Origin of the sequence: Mycobacterium heidelbergense (genome assembly GCF_050205645.1) — a bacterium.
GTDB lineage: Bacteria > Actinomycetota > Actinomycetes > Mycobacteriales > Mycobacteriaceae > Mycobacterium > Mycobacterium heidelbergense_A.
Genome location: NZ_JBNMQT010000012.1, coordinates 34,424 through 56,623 on the forward strand (window position 1 = coordinate 34,424; position 22,200 = coordinate 56,623).

Sequence of the window (22,200 nt, forward strand, 5' to 3'; positions counted from 1 at the left end):
CGCATGGCCAAACTCTCCGGATCGATCGACGTACCCCTGGCGCCCGAAGAGGCCTGGAAGCATGCCTCCGATCTCTCCCGGTATAGGGAGTGGCTGACCATCCACCGGGTGTGGCGCAGCACGCTGCCCGACCAGATCGAGAAGGGCACGGTCGTCGAGTCGATCGTCGAGGTCAAGGGCATGTACAACCGGATCCGCTGGACGGTCGTGCGCTACAAGCCACCGGAAGGCATGACCCTCAACGGCGACGGTGTCGGCGGCGTGAAGGTCAAGCTGATGGCCAAAGTCACGCCGAAGGATGACGGCTCCGTCGTCAGCTTCGACGTGCACCTCGGTGGCCCGGCGCTGTTCGGGCCGATCGGCATGATCGTCGCCGCCGCGCTGCGAGGCGATATCCGCGAATCCCTGGAGAACTTCGTCACGGTGTTCACCCGGCCGAATCCGCGCCTGAACGGGGATCGTGGCTCCGGTCGCTGATCGCCTGGCGGACCTGCTTCGAACCACCGCCGGCGTCGACCCGCCCGTTCGCATCCGCGCGTGGGACGGAAGCGAGATCGGCCCGGACGACGGCCCCGTCCTGGTGCTGCGGTCGCGGCGTGCCTTGCGTCGATTGCTGTGGCGCCCAGGCGAACTCGGCCTGGCCCGCGCCTACGTCACCGGTGACATCGATGTCGAGGGTGACCTGACCGACGGATTGCGGCGGGCCTGGCGACTGGCCCGAGCGCGCAAGCGCGCCGGCGCGACGATTCCGCCGCAGGCTCGCGCGCTGGCGGCGCTGCATGCGGCGCGGCTGGGGGCAATCGGCCCGCCGCCCAAGGCGCCGGCCAGCGAGGCGCGGCTGTCGGGCCGGCTGCATACCCGCCGCCGCGATCGCGCCGTCATCGCGCACCACTACGACCTGTCCAACGATTTCTACCGGCTGCTGCTCGACGAGCACATGGCGTACTCGTCGGCGTATTTCACCCGCCCGGGCCAGTCACTGCACGACGCGCAGACGGCGAAGCTGGACATGATCTGCCGCAAGCTTGACCTCAAAGCGGGGATGCGGTTGCTGGACGTCGGCTGCGGCTGGGGATCGCTGATCCTGCACGCGGCGCAACGCTGCGGTGTGCGCGCCGTCGGGATCACGCTGTCGGCGCAGCAGCGCGATTTCACCCTCGCCCGCGCCGCCGAGCGTGGTCTGGCCGACAGCGTCGAGGTCCGGCTGCAGGACTATCGCGATCTGAGCGACGAGACGTTCGACGCGGTCGCGTCCGTAGAGATGGGCGAGCACGTGGGCGAGCGGCTATATCCCAGTTACGTCGCGATCCTTGATCGCGCGCTGAGGCCCGGCGGCAGGCTGTTGCTGCAGCAGATGTCGCGGCGCGCCGATTCCGCGCCGGGCGGGGGAGCGTTCATCGAGGCCTACATCGCGCCCGACATGCACATGCGGCCGCTCTGGCAGACGCTGCGCTGCCTGCAGGACGCGGGCTTGGAGATTCGTTCCGTTGCGGCGATGCGCGAGCACTACGCGCGCACCGCCGAACATTGGCTGAAGACGCTGGACAGCCGCTTCGACGAATTCATGGCATTGCAGGGCGAAGAGGTCGCCCGCGTGTGGCGGCTGTACCTGGCCGGCGGCGGCCTCGCCTTCGAGGAAGGCCGGATGGGTGTCGATCAGATCTTGGCAGCCAAGCCTCGATGAGTTTCCGATTGGCCGCGAGTCGATATGTGTGAACCCGCGATCGCGGGGCACTGCGACAGCTGATGGAGGAGATCGTGCCCATTCGTGACGGTGCGCCGCTGGGCGCCCCCTGCTGGATCGATTTGACGACGTCGGACCTCGACCGCGCCCAGGACTTTTACGGCACGGTGTTCGGCTGGACTTTCGAGTCCGCCGGTCCCGAGTACGGCGGATATGTCAACGCCGCCAAGGACGGCCACCCCGTGGCCGGGCTGATGGCCAACCGGCCTGAGTTCGGCTCCCCGGACAACTGGGCCACCTACTTCCACACCGCCGACGTCAACGCGACGATGGCGGCCGCGACCGCGGCGGGTGGCATGGCGTGCATGGGGCCGATGGAGATCCCCGACAAGGGGCACATGGGCCTGGCGAGCGATCCGTCGGGCGCCATCTTCGGGCTGTGGCAGCCATTGGAGCACCGCGGGTTCGAGGTGATCGGTGAGGCCGGCTCCCCGGTGTGGCATCAACTGACCACCCGCGATTACCGCGCCGCGGTCGCCTTCTACCGCGAGGTCTTCGGGTGGCAGACCGAGCAGGTTTCCGACACGGACGAATTCCGGTACGCCACGGCGTCATTCGGCGATCAGCAGTTGCTCGGGATGATGGACGGCAGCGGCTTCCTCCCCGACGGGGTGCCGTCGAATTGGACCATCTTCTTCGGGGCCGAGGATGTCGACAAGACGCTGCACGTGATCGCCGACAACGGCGGGGCCGTGGTGCGGGACGCCGAGGACACCCCGTACGGCCGGTTGGCCGCCGCCAGCGACCCGACAGGTGTCATCTTCAACTTGTCGTCGCTGGAGAGCTAGCCGCGATCGTCGCGCCGCGTGGCGAGCGACGACTGCTTCGAGGTCCTATTACTGTCGAACCATGACTCGCCGCCTGCACCCCGGTTGGCTGGTGGCGTTTTTCGCCTCGGTGATTTCGGCCAGCGCGTGGATGCCGTGGCTGACGACGGCGGTCAACGGCGGCGGCTGGGCCAACGCGATCGGGGGTACCCACGGCAACCTGGAACTCCCGCGGGGGTTCGGGGCGGGCCAGCTCATCGTGTTGCTGTCCTCGACACTGTTGGTCGCCGGGGCGATGGTGGGCCGCGGGCTGTCGGTACGGGTCGCTTCGATTGCCGCGCTGGTTATTTCGCTGCTGCTGTTGGCGCTGACGGTGTGGTACTACAAGCTCAATGTCAACCCGCCGGTCTCCGCCGACTACGGGCTTTACGTGGGTGCGGTCGGCGGCGGCTGCGCGGTGGTCTGCTCGCTTTTCTCGGTGATCGCCGCGCTCGCGTCCGGTCGGCTTCCCCGCTGACGCTCAGGCGGGCGGGAAGTCGTGCTTGCCTGAGGCGGAGCTGTCGTCGGGTTCGTTGACGCCGAACACGAAGGGCGCGAACACGACTTCGCGGCCGTCGGGGTCGCGGTAGGTCACCGCACCCGTCGCCTCCCAGTACGGGTGCTGCTCGACGGGCTCCTGCCCGGCCTGCTGCAAGCGTGCAATCGCGGCCCGCTGGGCGTGCTTGTCCGGGAAGTACAGGCACAGCTGCTCGTGACGGTCCACGGCGACGTCCTCGTCCGCCTCGACGATTTCCATCGTCAGATTCCAGCTGGGCAGGCCGAAGATCGCGCCGTTGCTGCCGTAGCTGGCCTCGAACGTCTCGTAGAGCGGCAGCCCCACCAGCTCGCGGTAAAACCGCACTGTCTCTTCGAAGTTCGACGAGCGGCGGGCGAAGCGGATGGCGCCAATCGACGCCAATTCCAGTGGCCAGTGCGTCGTCCGGCGGTGCTTCTGCTTGTCCACTCCTACTCCGATTCGCCGAGCCTGTAATTCTGCAGGCCGCTACTCGTACTTTTCCTGCCGTATTACAGGCTCGGTGAGCAGCCCGACCCGCATCATAGCCCGATGGCGGCCGCCGCTGAGTCCGCGGTGTCCCAGCGCCGCAGCTGTTCGCCGGGGGCCCATGTCGAATGCGTGCCGCTGGAAATGCGCTCGGGCAGTTGAAGTTTGCACACGGGCCCGTCGCCGATCCGAGCGGCGTCGAAGATCACGCAGTAGGAGGCATCGGCGTTCATGTCGGTGGTGAGAGTGATCAGGTAGCCGTCGTCCTCGCTAATAGATCCCACCCGTGGCGCCATCGCGGTCTCGCTGCCGTAGACACCGTCGCCGAACGAGAATCCCTCCTGGCTTCCGGTGCGCACATCGTGTTTGACCAGACCGTCGAACAGGAACCAGCCCGGCTTGCCGGTGGCGGCGTAGGTGTAGCGGTAGTCGCTCGCGGCGTAGGCGGGGTTGATGGTGCCGAATTCGGTGATGGATTCCGACAACTGCTCTTCTTTGACCTCGCCGGTGACCAGGTTGAAGCGCCAGCGGTGCAGCCGGGCTTGCAGGCGATCCAGCGCCAGGAAGCGAAAGAGCTTCTCCCACTTGGTTCCACCGGTGTCGATCGGCTGAGGATCGCCTTCGAAGAAGCCGTCGAGCACGACCTCGTCGCCATCCTCGTAGGCGTTCGTGAAGTGCAGCACGAACGTCGGGTCCGCCTCGAACCATCGGATGTCGTCGGTGCCGCCGCGGCGCGGGATCACGGCGAAGCGCGACGGAATGTCGGGATAGAAGCACGGCAGGTGCACGTCGTGTTCGAGCAGCCTCGGATCCCAGAACAACGGGAAATCGTTGAGGATCGCGTAGTTTTCGGTGAACGCCATGTCGTGCGGCAGCCGCGGTCCGGGTAGCGGGATGTCGACGTAGTGGTTCAGCTCGTTGTTTCGGTCGACGACGCCGTAGCGCATGTACGGGTCCTGCTTGCTGTAGTTGAAGAACAACAGTTCGCCGGTCTTGTGGTCGACCTTCGGATGCGCGGAGACACCCCAGTCGACCGGGAAGTGTCCGTTCCAGGTTTCCTTGCCGAGGGTGTTGGCCGAGTACGGGTCGATCCGGTAGAGGTCGCCGCACTGGTAGAAGCTGGTCAGCGCGGTGCCGCGGTGGACGATGACATCGGTGCTCGACGCATCCTTCATCCGGGTGCGCGCGCCCCAGCCGTCTTCCCGCTTGGTCAATTGCACCGGTTCGGCCAGCCCCGGCCACAACGGCTCGCCGGCCTCGTTCTCGGCCACGAATCCGTCGGTCCGCACAAAGCGGTTGCGGTAGAACGCTTTTCCGTCGCGGAAACCGACCACGTGCAGCATGCCGTCGCCGTCGAAGGGGTGGTAGGTCTTCAACGCCGGGTGCAACGGGTTTTCGGTGTTGCGGAGGTAGACGCCGTCCAGGTCGCGCGGGATCTCGCCCGCTACGGGGGCGAGGTCGTCGGCGTCCCACTCGGTGGTCTGCGGCCGCCACGGCCCGGTTCGGTACGGGTGGTCGTCGTCTTCGGGCAGTGTGGACAGGAACTTGCCGACAATCTCAACGTCCATGTCACGAGCCTTCGGTGGTGCTGACAACGAAACTGACCGTGGTGGCGGTGCTGCCGCCGAAGTTCAGGGTGCCAAAGGTTTTCGCGTCGTCGACCTGGTACTCGCCGGCCGCGCCGCTGACTTGCTTGGCCGCGTCCAGCAGCATCCGCACACCAGAAGCCCCGACCGGGTGTCCGCCGCCGATCAGGCCCCCGCTCGGGTTGATCGGCAGCCGGCCGCCGATCTCGATCTCGCCGTTTTCGATGGCCTTCCACGATTCGCCCGGGCCGGTCAGCCCGATGTGGTCGATGGCCAGGTACTCGCTGGGGGTGAAGCAGTCGTGCACCTCGATCCCGTCGAGGTCGTCGAGGGTCACCCGGGCGCGGCGCAACGCGTCGAGCACCGCGGCCCGCACGTGCGGCAGCACGTAGGGATCGTCTGCGGCGCGGTCGAGTTTTTGTCGCAGACCGAGCCCGACGGTGCGATGTCCCCAGCCGTCGATGCGGCCGATCGGGCGCGCATCCGGATGATCGCGCAGGTAGGCATCGTTGACCAGGACCAATCCCGCGCCGCCGTCGGTCATTTGGCTGCAGTCGAAGCGCCTTAGCCGGCCCTCGGTGATCGGGTTGGTCGCGTCGTCGTCGGTAATGGGGTCGGGGACCGTCCAGCCGCGGGTCTGGGCGTTGGGGTTGCGGCGGGCGTTGGCGAAGTTGAGCTGGGCGATGGCCCGCAGATGGGTCTCGTCCAGGCCGTAGCGCCGGTCGTATTCGTCGGCGATCTGCGCGAACATCGACGGCCACAGGTAGCGCGCGCCGGCGCCCTCGTGTCCGGTCCAGGCGGCGGCTCCCAGATGCTGGGCGGCGGTGTCGCCGGCCACCGTCTTCTCCAGCTCGATCCCCACGACGAGCGCGCTGTCGTAGGAGCCTGAGCGCAGATCGGCCATCGCCGCCAACGCGGCCACGCTGCCGGACGCGCACGCCGCTTCGTGCCGAGCGGCCGGTGTGTCCCAAAGCTCGTCGCAGACCGTGGCCGGCATAGCGCCGAGGTGGCCTTGGCTGGCGAACATCTCGCCAAAGGCGTTTCCGACGTGGACCACCCCAGCGTCGGCGGCGTCCAGTTTGGCCGAGGCGAGAGTGCCTTCCACGACCTCGGCCGTCAAAGCCGCGAAGTCGAGGTTTTCTTTGGAGAGGTTGCGCGCGAAATCGCTTTGGTAGCCGCCAAGAATCCACACGCCTGCCGAGCCATCCATACGCCGCACGCTACTCCTGAATGGCGCGCCCGATCGGCGGTATGCGAGGTGCTCAGGCGTCAAAGGCGGACCCGTCGGCTCTCGGGCTGAACCGACGGGACCTAGGTGTGCGCGTAGGCCGGCCGACACGCTCACCCGTTGTGGGCATTACCACCCCTGACGGGTGGCAAACACACGAAACCGCCTGCGAAGCCGGGCCAACCTTTTCGAATGTGGGCTTTGCACTGCTCAGCGACAACCTGGTGCAATATCGATATTGATGACCTTGTTGTGGGAGCAGCACACCTGCCTGCCGCTTCAGACCGATGCCGACATCGACCTACTGGGTCGATACCGGCGCGCCGGGGGAGCGCTCGTATCGGTCAACGCGGGATATGCGCCGCACAGTCTCGACGACACGACCGCGTTGTTGCGCCACTATCGTCACGCGGTCAAGCTGCACCCTGACCTGGAGTTGGCGAGCAGCGTCCAGGACATCGACGCGATCGCCGATAGCGGTCGCATCGCGGTTGTTTTCGACCTCGAAGACTGCGCACCGCTCGACGGCGATCTCGACAACCTGGCGACTTTGGTCAACCTCGGGGTGCGCACGCTGCTGCCCACGTACAACCACGCCAACCACGCGGGCAGTGGGTGTTTGGATGCCGCCGACGGCGGCCTGACCGCGTGGGGTCGCTCCCTCGTTTCCGAGATGAACAGCGCCGGCATCGTTCCGGACGGGTCGCACTGCAGCACCCGCACCGGACTCGACATGTGCGAGGTGTCTACCGGCCCGGTCATCTATAGCCACTCCTGCATGCGGGCGGTCTGGGATCACCCCCGCAACATCACCGACGATCAAGCCCGCGCCTGTGCCGCCACCGGCGGTGTTGTCGGAATCACCGGGGTCGGCATTTTTCTCGGACCCAACACTCCAACTCTCGAGGCAATGACACGACATCTTGAATACGTCATTGAATTGATCGGCATCGATCACGTCGGTATCAGCACCGACTTCTCCTTCGATTTCGCCGATTTCAACGAGGAACTCGCGCGCAACCCGCACTTGTTCGACGAAAGCTACACGAGTTGGGGACCAATCCAATGGATGCCGCCCGAAACGTTCCTGGGGCTCGAGGAACACCTGCGCCGGCGCGGGTGGAGCGCCGCCGACCTGCAAGCCGTCCTTGGCGGGAACTTCCGGCGGGTGGCACAACAAGCCTGGCGTAACGACCGAGGGTAAGGGCCTTTCGCATCTGCTGCGGCCAGCGCATTTCGGCGGTTTCGCAATGACGCACACGCTTGTGCATGTGACTAATTGGGGTCAGAGTGGAATGTATGACCGAACAGAAAACAATCGAGCAGTGGCTTGAGGGCTGTGCGGTACAGCGGATCATGTTCCGCGACGGTTTGGTGCTGAATTTCGAGGATTACAACGAGCTTGTGATCACGGTACCGATGCGTCTGACGCTGCCAGCCATCGAATCCTCTCCCGCAGAAGTGGTCGCCATCGACCCGAATGACCCGGCGGACCAGGTGCGTCCGCTCTTCGATTTCGCCGGGGAAAAATGCACGGGTGCTGTCTGGTACGACACCGGAGATCTCCATCTCGAGTTCGCCGACGGTCACAAGATCGATGTGCCTCCCAATGAAAACGTCGCCGCGTGGGAGCTGTATGGCAAGTACCACGGTTACGCGGCCTGCCTGCCGAACGGTGAGATGCGGGTGGTGCGTTATGACGTGGCCGAGCCTGATCGCGGCCAGTGAGCTGACGAGCGGCGCGAGCTGGGCCTAGGCGAAACCGGTTGCGGCGCAGTCTTTCTGTGCGCTTCGGGAGCCGATACCGTGTACGTCATGCCTCGCGTGGACTATGTCATCCAATATGTCGAATCGCTGAGACGCTCGGTGGCGTTCTACCGCGACGTGATAGGGCTCAAGACACGGATCGAGGGTGACGGCTATGTCGAGTTCGAGATGGCGAACACCAAGTTCTCGCTTTTCGAGCGGTCCAAGCTTCCGGAGCTCATCGGGCGCGAGGGCGGCAACCCGCCGTGCGGCGAGATCGGTTTCCTGATCGACGACGTAGATCAGGAAGCGGAGCGGTTAAAAGGCCTCGGTGTCGAGATCCTCAGCGGACCGGTGGACCGGCCATGGCGTGAGAGGACGCTGCACATCGCCGACCCGGACGGCAACGTCATTGAATTTGCGCAGAAGCTGCGATGATTACCGCCTATCGGGTCGGCCGGAACACGAACCGCCCGTCTCACCAAAGGGTGATTAGGACGCCGAACTAGCGCGCGGCACCTGCGGTCTGCACTTTCGCTGAACGGCCGCGCGACGGGCTGATCAGCAGTGCGCTGAGGAATAGTCCGCCGACCACCGCTAGCGGGATGCTCCACGCGCGGCGCACCGCTATGGCACTGCCGCATCGATCGGCGAAATGGGTTCCAGTCGAGTCCGCGGTCATCGCCTGGCCGAATGCGCTGTGAAGCCCACTGCCGCAATTGATTTGGAAACCCCACTGGTCGAAGTCGCCGAGGAACACCGGGAAGCGAAGTGCGTAAAGACCGCCGATCAGCAGCAAGAGGCCGACCGCGAGCATCACCACGCGCCGAGTAGACCGATTTGCCACTGCGTTCGCCTTTGGCGTCGCTGACTTTTCACCCATTAGCCAGGAACTTGGATCCATTGTTCGGCCGGTCTCAGAGGGATCAAGGAAGTCCAATCGCGGTGGATAGTGCCGCGGCGGGCGGAGATCTAGCCGTGCAAGCCTGACCGGTGGCCTCGTGGCGGCCACAGCTGGGATAACGCCGTTCCGCGAAGGGACGGGCCGTAATGGCACGGCGCCTGCCGTTCGACCGGGGTCGTGGTCGGCGATGACGTCCGGTGCCGGCGATAGGCCGAGGTCGACTTCTTCCTCGGATGTGCTGGTTCGTGTGTCTGCAATTACGGACATTTGAGGTGCCTCCCTTACCGGCCGACTTCGCAGCTCTGGCTGGTTCCTAGCTGGGGCGGGGCCGACCGCTGCTCTGCAATGCTACTTATTTTAGAAGTATGCTATCTACTTTGCAAGCAATCAAGGTTTTCCGGTAGTATTGGCCGTATGTGGACCGCGAGGTGGGATCGGTGACACGTCGCAGCTATAGCCAGTACTGCGGGCTTGCCCGGGCGCTCGACCTGGTGGGCGAGCGGTGGGTGTTGTTGATCGTGCGCGATCTGGCAATACGCCCGCGCCGGTTCGGTGAGATCCTCGACGGCTTGCCGGGTTTGGGCACCAGTCTGCTGTCCGAGCGGCTGAAAAACCTCGAGGACGACGAGATCATCGAGCGGGCGATCAGCGGCAAGGGCCGGGGCGGCGTTGTGTATCGCCTCACCGCGCAAGGAAAAGCCTTAGCCCGTGCCCTTCAGCCGTTGGCAGCCTGGGGCGCAATGTTTCTGGACCCAACCAAAGCCGACAAGTTTTCGCCGGATTGGCTGTTCTTCGCGATCCGGTCCGCGTTCCATCCCGAAGCCGCCGCGGGAGTTCACGGCTGCTACGAGTTTTGCGTGGACAACGAAATTACGTTCTGGATCACCGTCGACGACGGCGACATCCAAATAACTCAAAAGCGTCCGCGGAAGCCGGATTTCACTCTCGAGGTGGCACTTTCGGACCTCGGGGGCATTGCCTCGGGTCAACTCAAACCCAAAGATCTCTTCGAGCAAGGGCGGGCAACGCTCCACGGCGACCGCCATGCCGCCGACCGCGCACTCGCACTCTTCGGCGCCGGTCGAACTCCGTCCGCCAAGGTCTCGAGTGAGCCGCCGCAACATCAATAGGGAGGTTCGAAGTGCCGTTCATTGAGATGTATGTCCCGGAGGGCCTGCTCGACGATGAGACCAAGCACACCCTCCACAACAATGTCAGCCGCCAGGTGCTGGAGGCGGAGGGCGCAACCTACGACGAGTCGCCGTTGGCCCAGGCAATCACCTGGATGCTGATCCACGAAATGCCCGAGGGCAGCTGGTCGGTAGGCAGCCGGGTTCAGTCAAGCCGCGACGAGCCACGCGTTCTCACTCGGGTAAGCGTGCCGCATGGATCGATGGATGACGCGCGGCGGGCCGATATCGCGATGCGGGTGAACCGAGAGGTCGTCAACGTGCTGGGGGACCAGTTCACCGATCCGACGAAGAGCTTCTGTCTTATCTCGGAGCAGACGTTCAGCGGTGGCGGAATGGTCGTCAGCTTCGGCGATCTCGTCCAGTGGCTCGGGCTGCCGCACCTGCTGGACCGCGACCAACCGGCGGCCGCATCCGCTCCTCCTTGATCTCGCAGCTGATCGCTGCACTCGCTGGTGCCCCCGGCAGGATTCGAACCTGCGACACCGGCTTTAGGAGAGCCGTGCTCTATCCCCTGAGCTACGAGGGCGGACGGGCTGAGCTTACCGGGAACCGCCATGCACTGACGCCCGCGAACGTCAGCGCAGCTCCGCGATGACCTTCGCGAACGCGTCGAGGTTGTTGTCCTGCACCGTGAAAGACGTCAGCCCGTACTTTTCACGCAGTCCGGACAGCGTGTCGGCCATCTCTCGAGGCGACCCACTGAGCACCGACGTCATGGACAGCAATTGCTCATCGGAGAGGTCCGGCGCGTACTGACGGGTCATTCGCAGGTCGGGCGCGGTCTCGCCCTCGGGCGGCATCGCCGTGATCACCATGTTCAGTTCCAGCTGATCAAAGCGATCGCCCGCGGCGTTGCGCACGAACTCGATGCGTTCGGCCAGCGGGTCGTCGACGTCTCGAACCCTGGCGCCGGTCAGCCCGATGATGTCCGCGTTCCGGGCGGCCAGGGTCAGCACCCGGTCGCCGTTGCCGGCGATCAGGATTGGCGTCGTCGGATGATGTTCCTTCAAGTAGGTCGTCATGTGTTCGAGGTAGTCGACCCGGGCTCCGGCGCTCGGGTAGGGCAGCTCTGCGGCCTCGAATTCTTCCTTGACATAGCCGGTTCCGAGCCCGATCTCGAGGCGGCCGTCGCTGAGCACATCCACGGCCTGCAGGTCCCTGCTCAGCAGTGCCGGCTTGTAGAAGGCGGCATTGAGCACATACATGCTCAGCCGCAACCGAGTCGTCACCATCGCGACTGCGGTCAGCGTTGGGCACGGTGCCGCCGCGCCGAGATGGTCAGGCACGCACAGAATGTCGTATCCGAGGTCTTCCGCTCGCTTCGCCGTGTCCACCAATTTCTCGCGCGACTTGAAGAACCGCATGCTCATCGAGAAGCGAAAATCTTTGGCCACCAACAACCTCCGTTCAACCAGCTAAGGACAATTACCAGGCGCGCGCCGCCGCCGCCAAGCCCTGCACCAGGGCGGTGGTGATCGGCGACAAGCCGTCGGGACCCGGGAGCGGGCTGCGCGGGCTCAGACCCCTGACGCGAACGGACAGCTCCAGTTGTGTTCCGCCGTTGCGTACCCGGTTGACCGGGTTGTCGGGATGTAGGCCCCGCAGTTCGGGCGGGATGTCGTCGAGATCGGTGACGACCTGATAGCCCGTCAGCCGGATGTGCCGGGCCAGGTGGGCGGCCAGCGCGCGATTGCGCCCGCCGGCCAGCAGCTGGGTGCTGCGACCGATGCGGCCATAGCCGTGCAGCGAGACCGCGACGTCGACATGATCGAGAAACTCGGCCAGCCGGGTCGATTCGCCGGGCTGGAAAACGACCGACGGCAGGTGATGCGGGTAGTGGTCGGGATGGCGCACCACATACACCGACGCGTCGGCGGCCTCGGCGGCGCGTTCGGCGATGACGTCGGTCATCTGCTCCAGGCCGCCGCCGTGGATGGCAAGAAAGCCGAAACGCGACCGCAGCCGGCTGGACTCGATCACGCCGGGTTCGTTCAGTAACGCTGAAAGTGACTGTGGCCCAGGGCCAGAACGCGGCCTCGCGGATGCCGGGCGAGGCCAGCGCGCAGGGTCCCAGCGGCGTAGGAAGTCGATCCAGCGTTGTGGAAGCCCGTGGTGCACCGCGCCGTCGATGATCCGCGGCAGGTAGCCGGGTCGCGGCGGACCCGGAGTCACCCGGTGATCGATGTAGACCCAGGCCGGTGCCGCTCCGTGGTTGGTGTTCACGGTGAGCCGGTCGCGCCGGTAGCGCACCGGCACGCCCTCGGCGCTGTCCAGGGTGGCCAGGTCGTGATCGGAGATCTGCCAGAGCACCCCGTGCACCTGGTTACCGGTAAACGGCTCGACGGTGGCCACGCCGCGCTCGTTGATCAGCCAGTCGTGGTCGGACAGGACCGCCGGTCGCGGATCGGCGGCGTCCGGACAGCGCAGCGCCATTTGGTTGACGCACAGGTTCGACCCGTATGCGAAGTAGGGATGCCGGCGGCCCGGCATTTAGCCGGTCACCGTCAGCCAAATCAGCGCCACGTTAAGCAGACTAATCATTATTCCGACCGCCCAGCCAACAGCCGTCGTGACGGGGTGGTTGGCGTCGGTACCCATCAGCGTGCGATTGCTGGTCAACCGGATCAGAGGCAGCACCGCGAACGGGATGCCGAAGGACAGGACGACCTGCGACAGCACCAGGGTGCGCGTGGGGTCGAGATCGAGCGCCAGGATCGCCACGGCCGGGCAGAGCGTGATCAACCGCCGCACCAGCATCGGGATCGAGCGGTGCAGCAATCCCTGCATGATCATCGCGCCGGCGTAGGCGCCCACCGACGCCGACGCCAACCCGGACGCCAGCAATCCGATCGCGAACAGGACCGCGATCGTCACTCCCAACGTGTTATGGACCGCGGTGTATGCACCCTCGATGGATCCGCTCGTTTCGCGGCCCTGCAGGTTGATGGCGGCGACCAGCAGCATCGCCGCGTTCACCGTCCCGGCCACCGCCATGGCCAGCACGACGTCCACCCGGGTGACGCGGAGCAGCCAGCGCCGGCGCTGGCCCGCCTCGGGATGCCCGTGCCGGTCCAGCGCCAGACCCGAATGCAGGTACACCGCGTGCGGCATCACCGTGGCACCCAAGATCGCTGCGGCCAGCAGCACGCTTTCGGTGCCGCGGAAACGAGGCACCAATCCGTTGATGACGGCTTCGGGCGGTGGCGTGGCTACGAAGAAACTGGCCGCGAATCCGACGGCGATGACGAGCAGCAAGCCCGTGATGACGCGTTCGAACAGAAGCTGCCCGCGGCGATCCCTGATCGTCAGCAGCAGCAGCGAAATGACTCCGGTGATCACCCCGCCGAGCGGTAGCGGCAAACCGAACAGGATGCGCAAAGCTATTGCGCCACCGATTACTTCGGCCACATCGGTTGCCATTGCCACGATTTCGGCTTGCGCCCAGAAGGTGAGTCGGAGCGGACGGCTCATCTGCGTGCCGATTGCCTCGGGCAGCGAACGTCCGGTCACCAGCCCGAGTTTCGCCGACAGATACTGCACCAGGCCGGCCATCACGTTGGCCGCGACGATGACCCACAGCAGGAGGTAGCCGAACTGGGTGCCGGCGCTGACGTTGGCCGCGACGTTGCCCGGATCGACGTAGGCGATGGCGGCGACGAACGCCGGCCCGAGCAGGTACCAGCTCGTCTTGAGCGAGGCCTGGGTGCCTTGCGCCAACGGATCGACCCTCATTTCACTGCCCGAATATAAAAGTGAGGTTAGCCGAACACTTGGCTAATTGTTAATTGCGGGGTACGGATTCCGCCGCTATGCGGCGACGATGCTGCCGCCCCCATCGACCCGGACGACCTGACCCGTGATGTACCCAGCGTCCTCGTGCAGCAGCATGCAGATCACGTGAGCGATTTCCGCTGGAGTACCGAGCCGGTGCAGCGGAATCAGGTCGAGGAGACGAGCTTCGCGTTCTGATCCGGCGGGACTGCGTTCGCGGTACATCTCGGTTTCGATCGGTCCGGGGGCTACCGCGTTCACGGTGATACCACTGGACGCAAGCTCACCGGCCCAAATACGGGTGTCCGTTTCCAGCGCGGCCTTCGCTGCGGCGTACGGGGTGCGTTCGGCGACGCCGAGCGTGGTCAAACTGGTCACGTTGACGATGCGACCCCAGCCCGCTTCGATCATGCCGGGCAACACGGCCTGCACCACCTGCACCGCGGTGCGCACATTCATGTCGTAGGTTGCAGAGAGGTCGTCCAGATCAATGGACCCGATACGGCCGAACCGCGCGAGACCGACGTTGTTGACCACCGCATCAACCCGGCCCGCTGCGACGATCTTGTCCAGTGTTTCCGCCGTCGCGGTCCGGTCGCCGAGGTCGACCTCGTAGAAATCTCCCGGAAAGTCTGTTGGTGCGGTCCGTGCGAGCCCGATCGGCTCATGGCCCTCGGCGGCGAGACGGTCCGCGACCGCACGCCCGATACCCTTCGACGCCCCGGTGATCAACACTCGCCGTTTCGACATCACATTCCCCTTTGCGCCGCGTACGTAATCGGTTGGCGCAACGCCGAAACGCCGGTGCTTTATGCCGTGTTGTCTATCACCCCGGGGCGTACAAGCCCCGGCCCGTGATCAGGGGCAGGTCGAGCGTCGTCACGATGCCGGGCGGTGCGGCGACCACCGCCGGAATCGCGTTGACTACCCGCATCGCGGTGGCGACCAGTCCGGCGTGGTTGTGATCGCCGTAGGGGCTGCTCAGGCAGATGTCCATGCCGTAGGACGGTTCGCCGGTGACCTCGATGCGGTAGGAACCGCCTTCCTGGGCCGGTTGCGGCCAGTCGGGGCACAAATCCTCCCGCAATCGGGTGACGTGTTCCACGACGACGACGGGGTCGCCGTCGACCATTCCGAACACCTCGAAGCGCAGCGCCGCGGCGCTGCCTTTGGGAATGTGGCCCGATGCGATGTCGAAGTCTTCGGGCGCCGGTTCGCGAACGTACGTCTGGGTGACCTCGTCGAGCGAAACGCCCAGGCCCGCAGCCAATTGCCGGATCACCGATCCCCACGCCAAGCTCAGCACGCCGGGCTGCAGCAGCATGGGGATGTCGTCCATCGGCTTACCGAACCCCATGACATCGAACATGACCGCGGCGCTGTCGTAGGTTGCATAGTCGACGATCTCCATGCAGCGAATCTGCTGAATGTTCTGACAAGTCCCGGCCAACGCCAGCGGCAGTAGATCGTTAGCGAAACCGGGGTCGATCCCGTTGACATACAGGCTCGAATTCCCTTCGCGCGCTGCGTCTTCCAAGGGTTTGATGAGATCCTCGGGGATCACCTGCCACGGGTATTGCAAAAACACGGGGCCGCTGCCGACGATGTTGATCCCGGCCGCCAGGACGCGCCGGTAGTCCTCCAGCGCCTCGGGCAGCCGGTTGTCGGCCAGCGCGTTGTAGACCGCGCATTGCGGCCCCGTGGCGAGCACGGCGTCCAGATCGGTGCTGGCCAGCACCCCGGTCGAATCTGTAAGCCCGGCAAGCTCTGCCGCGTCCTTGCCCGCCTTGGCATCCGATGAGACCCAGACGCCGGTGAGCTCGAACTCGGGATTGGTGATCAGGGCGCGCAGCGCGTGGATGCCGACGTTGCCGGTGCCCAATTGAACGACGGGTATGGCCATCAGTGGCTCCTCACAGGTCCGGGACGGGGATGTCAAGGTTTGGGAAGGTGAGGCCGCCGTCGACCTCCAGCGTCTTGCCGGTCAGGAAGCTGCCGGCCGGGGAAGCCAAATACACTGCGGCAGCGGCAATGTCGACGGGATCGCCGAGGCGGCGCAGCGGCGTCACCTTCTCCATCGGCTCGCGCAGCTCGTCGTTGGAGGCCACCACGTCCAGCGCGGAGGTCAGGATCGAACCCGGTGCGATGGCGTTGACCCGGATGCGCGGGCACAGGTCCAGCGCGGCCAGCCGGGTGTAGTGCGACAGCGCCGCCTTGGCGGTGCCGTAGGCGGCGAAGCCACGTCCGGCCAGCCGGCCCATGGTGGAGGTGATGTTGATGATGCTGCCGCCGCCGGAGTGCTCGAGCATCAACGGCACCGCCGCGACCGTCAGCGCGTGCGCGGTGGCGACGTTGAACGTGAATGCGTCCTTGAGGTCCTTGGTCGGGGTGGTCAGCAACGTGTTGGGCATGGTCCCGCCGACGTTGTTGACGACGATGTCGAGCTTCCCGAAGGCCTCGACGGCCTCACCGGCCAGCTGCGCGGTTGCCTCGGGATGCGCCAGATCGGCGGCCACGGTGTGCGCCCGCCGGCCGGTCGCGCGGACCTGTTCTGCGACGGCATCTAGTTGAGATTGCGTTCGCGAGGCGATGAGGACATCGGCGCCGGCTTCGGCAAAAGCCAGTGCCATGGCCGCGCCGAGGCCACGGCCGCCACCAGTGATGACGGCGACTTTGTCATCGAGACGGAACCTGTCAAGGATCATTGCGGCCTCTCTTTTTGGGTTATCGGATGAGACGGTAGCAAGCCGCGCCGTCTCGGATAGCGGCATTTCTGAAACAGGTTCTAGTTTGACATACCGTCGCTGCGGGTGTGACGGCGGCCACGTTGGCCCCTAGCCGGCCGGCGACGGTTGGCGGAAATTGTCGTGACAGGCGGCGCCCACGATGACGGCTAGCAAAATTCGCCGAACGTTAACCTTGTTACTGTTAGCTTCATGGCTGCGAGGAAGACAGCAGGTCGGCTGCCCGCGGCTCAGAGGGGCGGCGATCGACACAACCGTTACTCTTCTGAAGGAACTGAATTGAAGCCCAATCGATTTGGCGCTGCGCTGAGCATTCTGACCGTCGGCGCGCTGATGTTGTCGGCGTGCGGCAGTGACAACAACGCCACCGGCGGAAGCTCCACGAGCGGCACGTCGTCGGCGAATGTGGCCTGCGGCGGGAAGAAGACGCTGAAGGCTAGCGGGTCGACGGCCCAGGCCAATGCGATGACCCGCTTTGTCAACGCATTCGAACAGACCTGCCCGGGTCAGACGCTGAACTACACGGCCAACGGTTCGGGCGCGGGGATCAGCGAATTCAACGGCAATCAAACCGATTTCGGTGGGTCGGACTCGCCGCTGGCGCCGAATGAATACGCCGCCGCGCAGCAGCGCTGTGGCTCGCCGGCGTGGAACCTGCCGGTGGTGTTCGGCCCGATCGCGATCACCTACAACGTCAAGGGCCTGACTTCGCTGAGCTTGGACGGGCCGACGGCGGCGAGGATCTTCAACGGCGCCATCACCGCCTGGAACGATCCCGCCATTGCCGGTCTGAACGCCGGCGTCAACCTTCCCGCCGAGCCGATTCACGTCGTGTTCCGCAACGACCAGTCCGGGACCACCGACAACTTCCAGAAGTACCTCGATGCCGCGTCCAACGGCGTGTGGGGTAAGGGCGCCGGAAAGACGTTCAACGGCGGTATCGGCGAGGGCGCCAAGGGCAACGACGGCACCTCGGCGGCAATCAAGGCCACCGAAGGGTCGATCACCTACAACGAGTGGTCCTTCGCGACGGCGCAAAAACTGAACATGGCGAAGATCGTCACGTCGGCCGGCCCGGATGCGGTGGCGATCAGCACCGACTCGGTCGGCAAGACGATAGCCGGGGCCACGATCAAAGGTCAGGGTAACGACCTGGTGCTCGACACACTGTCGTTCTACAAGCCGACGCAGCCCGGCTCCTATCCGATCGTGCTGGCGACCTATGAGATCGTCTGCTCCAAGTATCCCGACCCCCAGGTCGGTACGGGCGTGAAGGCGTTCCTGCAGAGCACCATCGGCGGCGGGCAGAATGGCTTGGGGGACAACGGATATATTCCGATCCCGGACGCGTTCAAGTCGAGGTTGTCGGCTTCGGTCAACGCCATCGCATGATCGGGGATTGATGGCCCGAGAAACACTTGCCACGCCCCTCGGGGCGAAACCTGCGCTGACGGCGATCGATCCGCGCAAGGCGCGGCGCGGCGACAGGCTGTTCAAGTCCGTCGCCGCGGCCGCGGGCTCGACGATCGTCGCCGCAATCGCACTGATCGCGATATTCCTGTTGATTCGTGCCATCCCCTCGCTGCGCGCCAACCACGCGAATTTCTTCACCAGCGCAACGTTCGACACCGTCCACGCGCAGCACCTGGCGTTCGGTATCCGCGACTTGTTGATGGTCACGGTGCTGAGTTCGGTGTTCGCTCTGGTCTTGGCGGTGCCCATCGCCGTCGGGATCGCAGTGTTTCTCACCCAATACGCGCCAAAACGGTTGTCGCGACCGTTCGGAGCGATCGTCGACCTGCTGGCCGCGGTGCCGTCGATCATCTTCGGGTTGTGGGGCATCTTCGTGCTGGCGCCCAAGCTCGAGCCTGTCGCGGCCTATCTCAATCGCAACCTGGGATGGTTGTTCTTGTTCAAGCACGGCAACGTTTCCCTGGCCGGCGGCGGCACCATTTTCACCGCCGGCATCGTGCTGTCGGTGATGATCCTGCCGATCGTCAGCTCGGTATCGCGAGAAGTGTTCCGGCAGACCCCACGGATCCAGATCGAGGCGGCGCAGGCGCTCGGGGCGACCAAGTGGGAGGTGGTGCGGATGACCGTGCTGCCGTTCGGGCGTAGCGGTGTCATCGCGGCGTCGATGCTTGGCCTGGGTCGTGCGCTGGGCGAAACCGTGGCGGTGCTGATCATCTTGCGCTCGGCCGCGCGGCCGGGAAACTGGTCGCTGTTCGACGGTGGATACACGTTCGCTTCCAAGATCGCCTCCGCCGCATCCGAATTCAGCGAGCCACTGCCGACCGGCGCCTACATCGCCGCGGGATTCGCGCTGTTCATCCTGACGTTCGTGGTCAACGCGGCCGCCCGCGCGATTGCCGGCGGAAAGGTCAACGCATGACCGTGGAGACGCTCAACCGGCCAGTGAAGGCCGTGGTGTTTCGCCCGCTCAGCGCCAAACGGCGAATCAAAAACTATGCCGCGACAACATTCTTCCTCGCCTCGTTCGCCATCGCTTTGGTACCGCTGGTGTGGCTGCTGTCGGTGGTGATCGCGCGGGGCTGGTACGCCGTCACACGGTCGGGCTGGTGGACCCACTCGCTGCACGGCGTGCAGCCGGAGGAGTTCGCCGGAGGCGTCTACCACGCGCTGTATGGGACGTTGGCGCAGGCCGGGGTGGCGGCCGTGCTGGCCGTGCCGCTCGGCTTGATGACAGCGGTGTTTCTGGTGGAATACAGTGCCGGCTGGTTAGCGCGCGTGACCACATTCATGGTCGACGTGTTGGCCGGGGTTCCCTCGATCGTGGCGGCGCTGTTCATTTTCAGCCTGTGGATTGCCACGCTGGGATTCCCGCAGAGCGCGTTCGCCGTGTCGCTGGCGTTGGTGTTGCTGATGTTGCCGGTTGTGGTGCGTTCTACCGAAGAGATGCTGCGGTTGGTCCCCGACGAGCTGCGAGAAGCCAGCTATGCGTTGGGTGTGCCGAAGTGGAAAACCATTGTGCGGATTGTCTTTCCGATCGCGATGCCCGGAATTTTGTCCGGTGTCTTGCTCTCCGTCGCGCGGGTTATCGGCGAAACCGCGCCGGTGCTGGTGCTGGTCGGATACAGCCGCTCCATCAACGTGGACATCTTCAACGGCAACATGGCGTCGCTGCCGCTGCTGATCTACACCGAACTCACCAACCCGCAGCATTCCGGTTACTTGCGAATCTGGGGTGCGGCGTTGACGCTCATCGTCATCGTGGCGGTTATCAATATCCTGGCCGCTGCGTTTCGCTTCGTCGCAACTCGGCGGCGCTGACGGTTCAGGACTTCGACGCCGCTTTTGCTGGGGCCTTCTTGGCGGTTGTCTTCTTCGCCGTCGTCTTCTTCGCCGGTGCTTTCTTCGCGGTCGTCTTCTTCGCAGAGCCCTTCTTGGCGGGTGCCTTCTTGGCCGGCGCCTGGCCGTCCCCGGAACGCGCTTTCACACTGGCTTCCAGCTTGGCGAGCAGGTCGGAGACGTCTTCGGTCTCGTCCAGTTCCTTGGGTTGCTCCTCGGTGGTAAACGCTTCGCCGCCTTCGAGTTTCGCCTGGATCAGCTCGTGGAGCTGTTCCTGGTAGTCATCGTGGTAGCGGTCCGGGTTGAACTCCTCGGCCATCGACTCCACCACCTGCCCGGCCATCTTGAGCTCGGCGGGCTTGACGTCCACCTTCTTGTCCAGCACCGGGAAGTCCGGATCACGGATCTCGTCGGGCCACAACAACGTGTGCACCACCATCACGTCGCGCTTGCCGAAGTCCTTGACGCGCAACGCCGCCAGGCGCGTCTTGTTACGTAACGTGAAATGAACGATCGCCATCCGGTCGGACTCGGCGAGCGTCTTCGCCAGCAGCACATACGATTTGGACGACTTCGAATCCGGCTCCAGGAAGTAGCTGCGGTCGAACAACATCGGATCGACATCGCTGGCCGGGACGAACTCCAGCACTTCGATTTCGCGGCTGCGTTCTTCGGGCAAAGTGGAGATGTCGTCGTCGGTGATAATCACCATTTGGCCGTCGTCGGACTCGAACGCCCGGGCGATGTCACGGTATTCCACGACCTCGCCGTCCAGCTCGCACACCCGTTGATACCGGATGCGGCCATTGTCCTTGGCGTGCACCTGATGGAACTTGATGTCGTGGTCCTCGGTGGCGCTGTACACCTTGACCGGCACGTTCACCAGCCCGAACGCGATCGAACCCTTCCATATGGAACGCATGCAGTCAGTATGCCCACCCTGTTAGCCGGCTAACGCCTCGACCTGGAAAAAAAGGGGGTACCCGCTGCCGAGCTGGCGCTAATCGTTCGGCTTCCTTCCGGTCACGCACCAGGTTGCGACGCGGCCCGCACCCTTAACCTCGATCGTTCCGCGGGCGACGCAATCGAATTCATCGTTGACGAGATCGAAGGTACTGCGGGTGATTTGAATGACGCCGCTTTGCCCGTGCGACTCCATGCGACTGGCCATGTTTACCGTCCCGCCCCAGAGGTCGTAGATGAATTTTCGCTGGCCGATGACGCCCGCGACCACCGGGCCGGAATTGATACCGATGCGGAACGCGAGCCTTCGCCCGCCGAACGTCCGCCGGCCGACCTCGGCCTGCATGTCGAGCGCGAAATTCACCAGGGCCTGGGCGTGATCGCCACGCGGACGCGGTACGCCGGAGGCCACCATGTAGCAGTCACCGATCGTTTTGATCTTCTCCAGACCGTACTTGTCGACGAGCGCATCGAAGCACTGGAACACGTCATTGAGGAGCTCGACAAGGCTGAGCGGCACCATGGTCGCCGCCATCGGGGTGAACTCGACGATGTCGGCGAACAGGATGCTGGCGTTGTCGTAGTGGGCGGCGATCGCGCGCGGTTCCGTCTTCAGCGCCTCGGAGATCTCCTTCGGCAGGATGTTGAGCAGCAGCATCTCCGAGCGTTCCTGGAAGAAGTTGCGGCGACGGACGAAATAGTGCAGAAGGCCGAACGAGATCACGATTACCGCGCCGACGTTGAGCACGAAGAACAAGGTGACGAAGCCCTCGGGCAGATTCGCCGGGGCCAGATGCGGCTGCAGCAACGCGGTAGCGACCAGTAGCGCGACGAAGCCCGCGATCCAGACCAGTGTCCGCCTGGGCTCCTCGAGTAGGAGCGATCCCAGCGGGCATAGTGCGGCCCAAATGATGACGACGCTGGACTGCCGGAAGCCGCCCAGCGCGAGGCACACCAGCCACGGCAAGATCAGGACCAGCAGTAACTGGGTGAAACGATAGGTTGCGAGCTTGCGGGTCCACCCGAAGACGGCGGTATTCAGCACGGTGAAGACCGAATAAAACGCCGGAATCGCTGCGGCCAGCGGGACATGCGCCACCAGGTAGACGACGCTCCACAGCAACGTCAGCGGCACCGTTCCCGCGAATAGCGCGACCGCGAGCCGCTTCTGCAGAGCCATCTCGTCGGTGTCGGTCACTGCCG

The 22,200-nt window shown here is 64.8% G+C and carries 24 protein-coding genes and 1 tRNA gene; 12 read left to right on the forward strand and 13 right to left on the reverse strand.

The genetic code is table 11. The annotated features are described in order from the left end of the window. The first annotated feature begins 3 nt into the window (after nt 1-3). From ACQI5H_RS15455 to ACQI5H_RS15470, 4 genes are all read left to right on the forward strand, one after another. The gene (locus ACQI5H_RS15455) at nt 4-477 is read left to right on the forward strand and encodes a type II toxin-antitoxin system Rv0910 family toxin (RefSeq protein ID WP_427080226.1); all 474 of its coding nucleotides are present in this window, start codon (nt 4-6) and stop codon (nt 475-477) included. Next, nucleotides 461-1,684 carry a class I SAM-dependent methyltransferase gene (locus tag ACQI5H_RS15460; protein ID WP_427080227.1) on the forward strand — a complete coding sequence of 408 codons (1,224 nt, stop codon included), beginning with the start codon at nt 461-463 and terminating at the stop codon, nt 1,682-1,684. The genes ACQI5H_RS15455 and ACQI5H_RS15460 overlap by 17 nt, the downstream gene beginning before the upstream one ends. A 74-nt stretch (nt 1,685-1,758) precedes the next feature. Next, nucleotides 1,759-2,532 (forward strand): VOC family protein, encoded by a 774-nt coding sequence (locus ACQI5H_RS15465; RefSeq protein ID WP_427080228.1) that lies wholly within the window; start codon nt 1,759-1,761, stop codon nt 2,530-2,532. A 61-nt stretch (nt 2,533-2,593) separates the two neighbouring features. Beyond that, nucleotides 2,594-3,028, forward strand: coding sequence for a hypothetical protein (locus tag ACQI5H_RS15470; protein ID WP_427080229.1), 435 nt, complete (start codon nt 2,594-2,596; stop codon nt 3,026-3,028). A 3-nt stretch (nt 3,029-3,031) separates the two neighbouring features. Here the strand turns inward: ACQI5H_RS15470 and ACQI5H_RS15475 are convergent, their stop codons facing one another. The 3 genes from ACQI5H_RS15475 to ACQI5H_RS15485 form a co-directional block, all read right to left on the reverse strand. Further along, on the reverse strand, nt 3,032-3,514 hold the full coding sequence (locus ACQI5H_RS15475) for a VOC family protein (RefSeq protein WP_427080230.1): 483 nt from the start codon (nt 3,512-3,514) through the stop codon (nt 3,032-3,034). A gap of 92 nt (nt 3,515-3,606) precedes the next feature. Continuing rightward, nucleotides 3,607-5,121 (reverse strand): carotenoid oxygenase family protein, encoded by a 1,515-nt coding sequence (locus ACQI5H_RS15480; RefSeq protein WP_427080231.1) that lies wholly within the window; start codon nt 5,119-5,121, stop codon nt 3,607-3,609. Nucleotide 5,122: 1 nt separating this feature from the next. Next, on the reverse strand, nt 5,123-6,349 hold the full coding sequence (locus ACQI5H_RS15485; protein ID WP_427080232.1) for an acetyl-CoA acetyltransferase: 1,227 nt from the start codon (nt 6,347-6,349) through the stop codon (nt 5,123-5,125). Nucleotides 6,350-6,608: 259 nt separating this feature from the next. Here ACQI5H_RS15485 and ACQI5H_RS15490 point away from each other — a divergent pair, with 259 nt between their 5' ends. The 3 genes from ACQI5H_RS15490 to ACQI5H_RS15500 all read left to right on the forward strand — a co-directional run bounded on the left by ACQI5H_RS15490 (nt 6,609) and on the right by ACQI5H_RS15500 (nt 8,551). Next, nucleotides 6,609-7,571, forward strand: a complete 963-nt coding sequence (locus ACQI5H_RS15490) for a dipeptidase (protein WP_427080233.1) — start codon at nt 6,609-6,611, stop codon at nt 7,569-7,571. A gap of 95 nt (nt 7,572-7,666) precedes the next feature. Further along, on the forward strand, nt 7,667-8,095 hold the full coding sequence (locus tag ACQI5H_RS15495) for a DUF6188 family protein (RefSeq protein ID WP_427080234.1): 429 nt from the start codon (nt 7,667-7,669) through the stop codon (nt 8,093-8,095). Between the two features lie 87 nt (nt 8,096-8,182). After that, on the forward strand, nt 8,183-8,551 hold the full coding sequence (locus ACQI5H_RS15500) for a VOC family protein (RefSeq protein ID WP_427080235.1): 369 nt from the start codon (nt 8,183-8,185) through the stop codon (nt 8,549-8,551). 67 nt (nt 8,552-8,618) lie between these two features. On the opposite strand, the gene ACQI5H_RS15505 is transcribed toward ACQI5H_RS15500, so the two are convergent. Next, entirely contained in the window at nt 8,619-8,936 is a 318-nt protein-coding gene (locus ACQI5H_RS15505; protein WP_427080236.1) for a hypothetical protein, read from the reverse strand. 518 nt (nt 8,937-9,454) lie between these two features. On the opposite strand from ACQI5H_RS15505, the gene ACQI5H_RS15510 reads away from it, so the two are divergent. Then, a complete protein-coding gene (locus ACQI5H_RS15510) occupies nt 9,455-10,147 on the forward strand; it encodes a winged helix-turn-helix transcriptional regulator (protein WP_427080237.1) in 693 nt (230 codons plus the stop codon). Nucleotides 10,148-10,158: 11 nt separating this feature from the next. Further along, complete coding sequence (locus tag ACQI5H_RS15515; protein WP_427080238.1) at nt 10,159-10,635, forward strand: tautomerase family protein; 477 nt, start codon at nt 10,159-10,161, stop codon at nt 10,633-10,635. A 25-nt stretch (nt 10,636-10,660) separates the two neighbouring features. On the opposite strand, the gene ACQI5H_RS15520 is transcribed toward ACQI5H_RS15515, so the two are convergent. From ACQI5H_RS15520 to ACQI5H_RS15550, 7 genes are all read right to left on the reverse strand, one after another. After that, a tRNA-Arg gene (locus ACQI5H_RS15520) sits at nt 10,661-10,736 on the reverse strand. A 49-nt stretch (nt 10,737-10,785) separates the two neighbouring features. Further along, nucleotides 10,786-11,610, reverse strand: a complete 825-nt coding sequence (locus tag ACQI5H_RS15525) for an LLM class F420-dependent oxidoreductase (RefSeq protein WP_427080239.1) — start codon at nt 11,608-11,610, stop codon at nt 10,786-10,788. Between the two features lie 25 nt (nt 11,611-11,635). Further along, entirely contained in the window at nt 11,636-12,700 is a 1,065-nt protein-coding gene (locus tag ACQI5H_RS15530; RefSeq protein ID WP_427080240.1) for a poly-gamma-glutamate hydrolase family protein, read from the reverse strand. After that, nucleotides 12,701-13,942, reverse strand: a complete 1,242-nt coding sequence (locus tag ACQI5H_RS15535) for an Nramp family divalent metal transporter (protein ID WP_427080241.1) — start codon at nt 13,940-13,942, stop codon at nt 12,701-12,703. A 75-nt stretch (nt 13,943-14,017) separates the two neighbouring features. After that, complete coding sequence (locus tag ACQI5H_RS15540; RefSeq protein ID WP_427080242.1) at nt 14,018-14,731, reverse strand: SDR family oxidoreductase; 714 nt, start codon at nt 14,729-14,731, stop codon at nt 14,018-14,020. A gap of 76 nt (nt 14,732-14,807) precedes the next feature. Further along, the gene (locus ACQI5H_RS15545; RefSeq protein ID WP_427080243.1) at nt 14,808-15,884 is read right to left on the reverse strand and encodes a diacylglycerol kinase; all 1,077 of its coding nucleotides are present in this window, start codon (nt 15,882-15,884) and stop codon (nt 14,808-14,810) included. Nucleotides 15,885-15,894: 10 nt separating this feature from the next. Continuing rightward, nucleotides 15,895-16,686, reverse strand: a complete 792-nt coding sequence (locus ACQI5H_RS15550; RefSeq protein ID WP_427080244.1) for an SDR family oxidoreductase — start codon at nt 16,684-16,686, stop codon at nt 15,895-15,897. A gap of 318 nt (nt 16,687-17,004) precedes the next feature. On the opposite strand from ACQI5H_RS15550, the gene pstS reads away from it, so the two are divergent. The 3 genes from pstS to pstA are packed head-to-tail and all read left to right on the forward strand — an operon-like array spanning nt 17,005 to nt 20,016. Beyond that, the gene (gene pstS / locus ACQI5H_RS15555) at nt 17,005-18,117 is read left to right on the forward strand and encodes a phosphate ABC transporter substrate-binding protein PstS (RefSeq protein WP_427080245.1); all 1,113 of its coding nucleotides are present in this window, start codon (nt 17,005-17,007) and stop codon (nt 18,115-18,117) included. A 10-nt stretch (nt 18,118-18,127) separates the two neighbouring features. Next, nucleotides 18,128-19,117, forward strand: a complete 990-nt coding sequence (gene pstC / locus ACQI5H_RS15560) for a phosphate ABC transporter permease subunit PstC (RefSeq protein ID WP_427080246.1) — start codon at nt 18,128-18,130, stop codon at nt 19,115-19,117. After that, nucleotides 19,114-20,016 carry a phosphate ABC transporter permease PstA gene (gene pstA, locus ACQI5H_RS15565; protein WP_427080247.1) on the forward strand — a complete coding sequence of 301 codons (903 nt, stop codon included), beginning with the start codon at nt 19,114-19,116 and terminating at the stop codon, nt 20,014-20,016. Before pstC ends, pstA begins: the two co-directional genes overlap by 4 nt. 4 nt (nt 20,017-20,020) lie before the next feature. On the opposite strand, the gene ACQI5H_RS15570 is transcribed toward pstA, so the two are convergent. Continuing rightward, nucleotides 20,021-20,956 carry a Ku protein gene (locus ACQI5H_RS15570; protein WP_427080248.1) on the reverse strand — a complete coding sequence of 312 codons (936 nt, stop codon included), beginning with the start codon at nt 20,954-20,956 and terminating at the stop codon, nt 20,021-20,023. Between the two features lie 78 nt (nt 20,957-21,034). Then, complete coding sequence (locus ACQI5H_RS15575) at nt 21,035-22,195, reverse strand: adenylate/guanylate cyclase domain-containing protein (RefSeq protein ID WP_427080249.1); 1,161 nt, start codon at nt 22,193-22,195, stop codon at nt 21,035-21,037. Nucleotides 22,196-22,200: the final 5 nt, after the last annotated feature.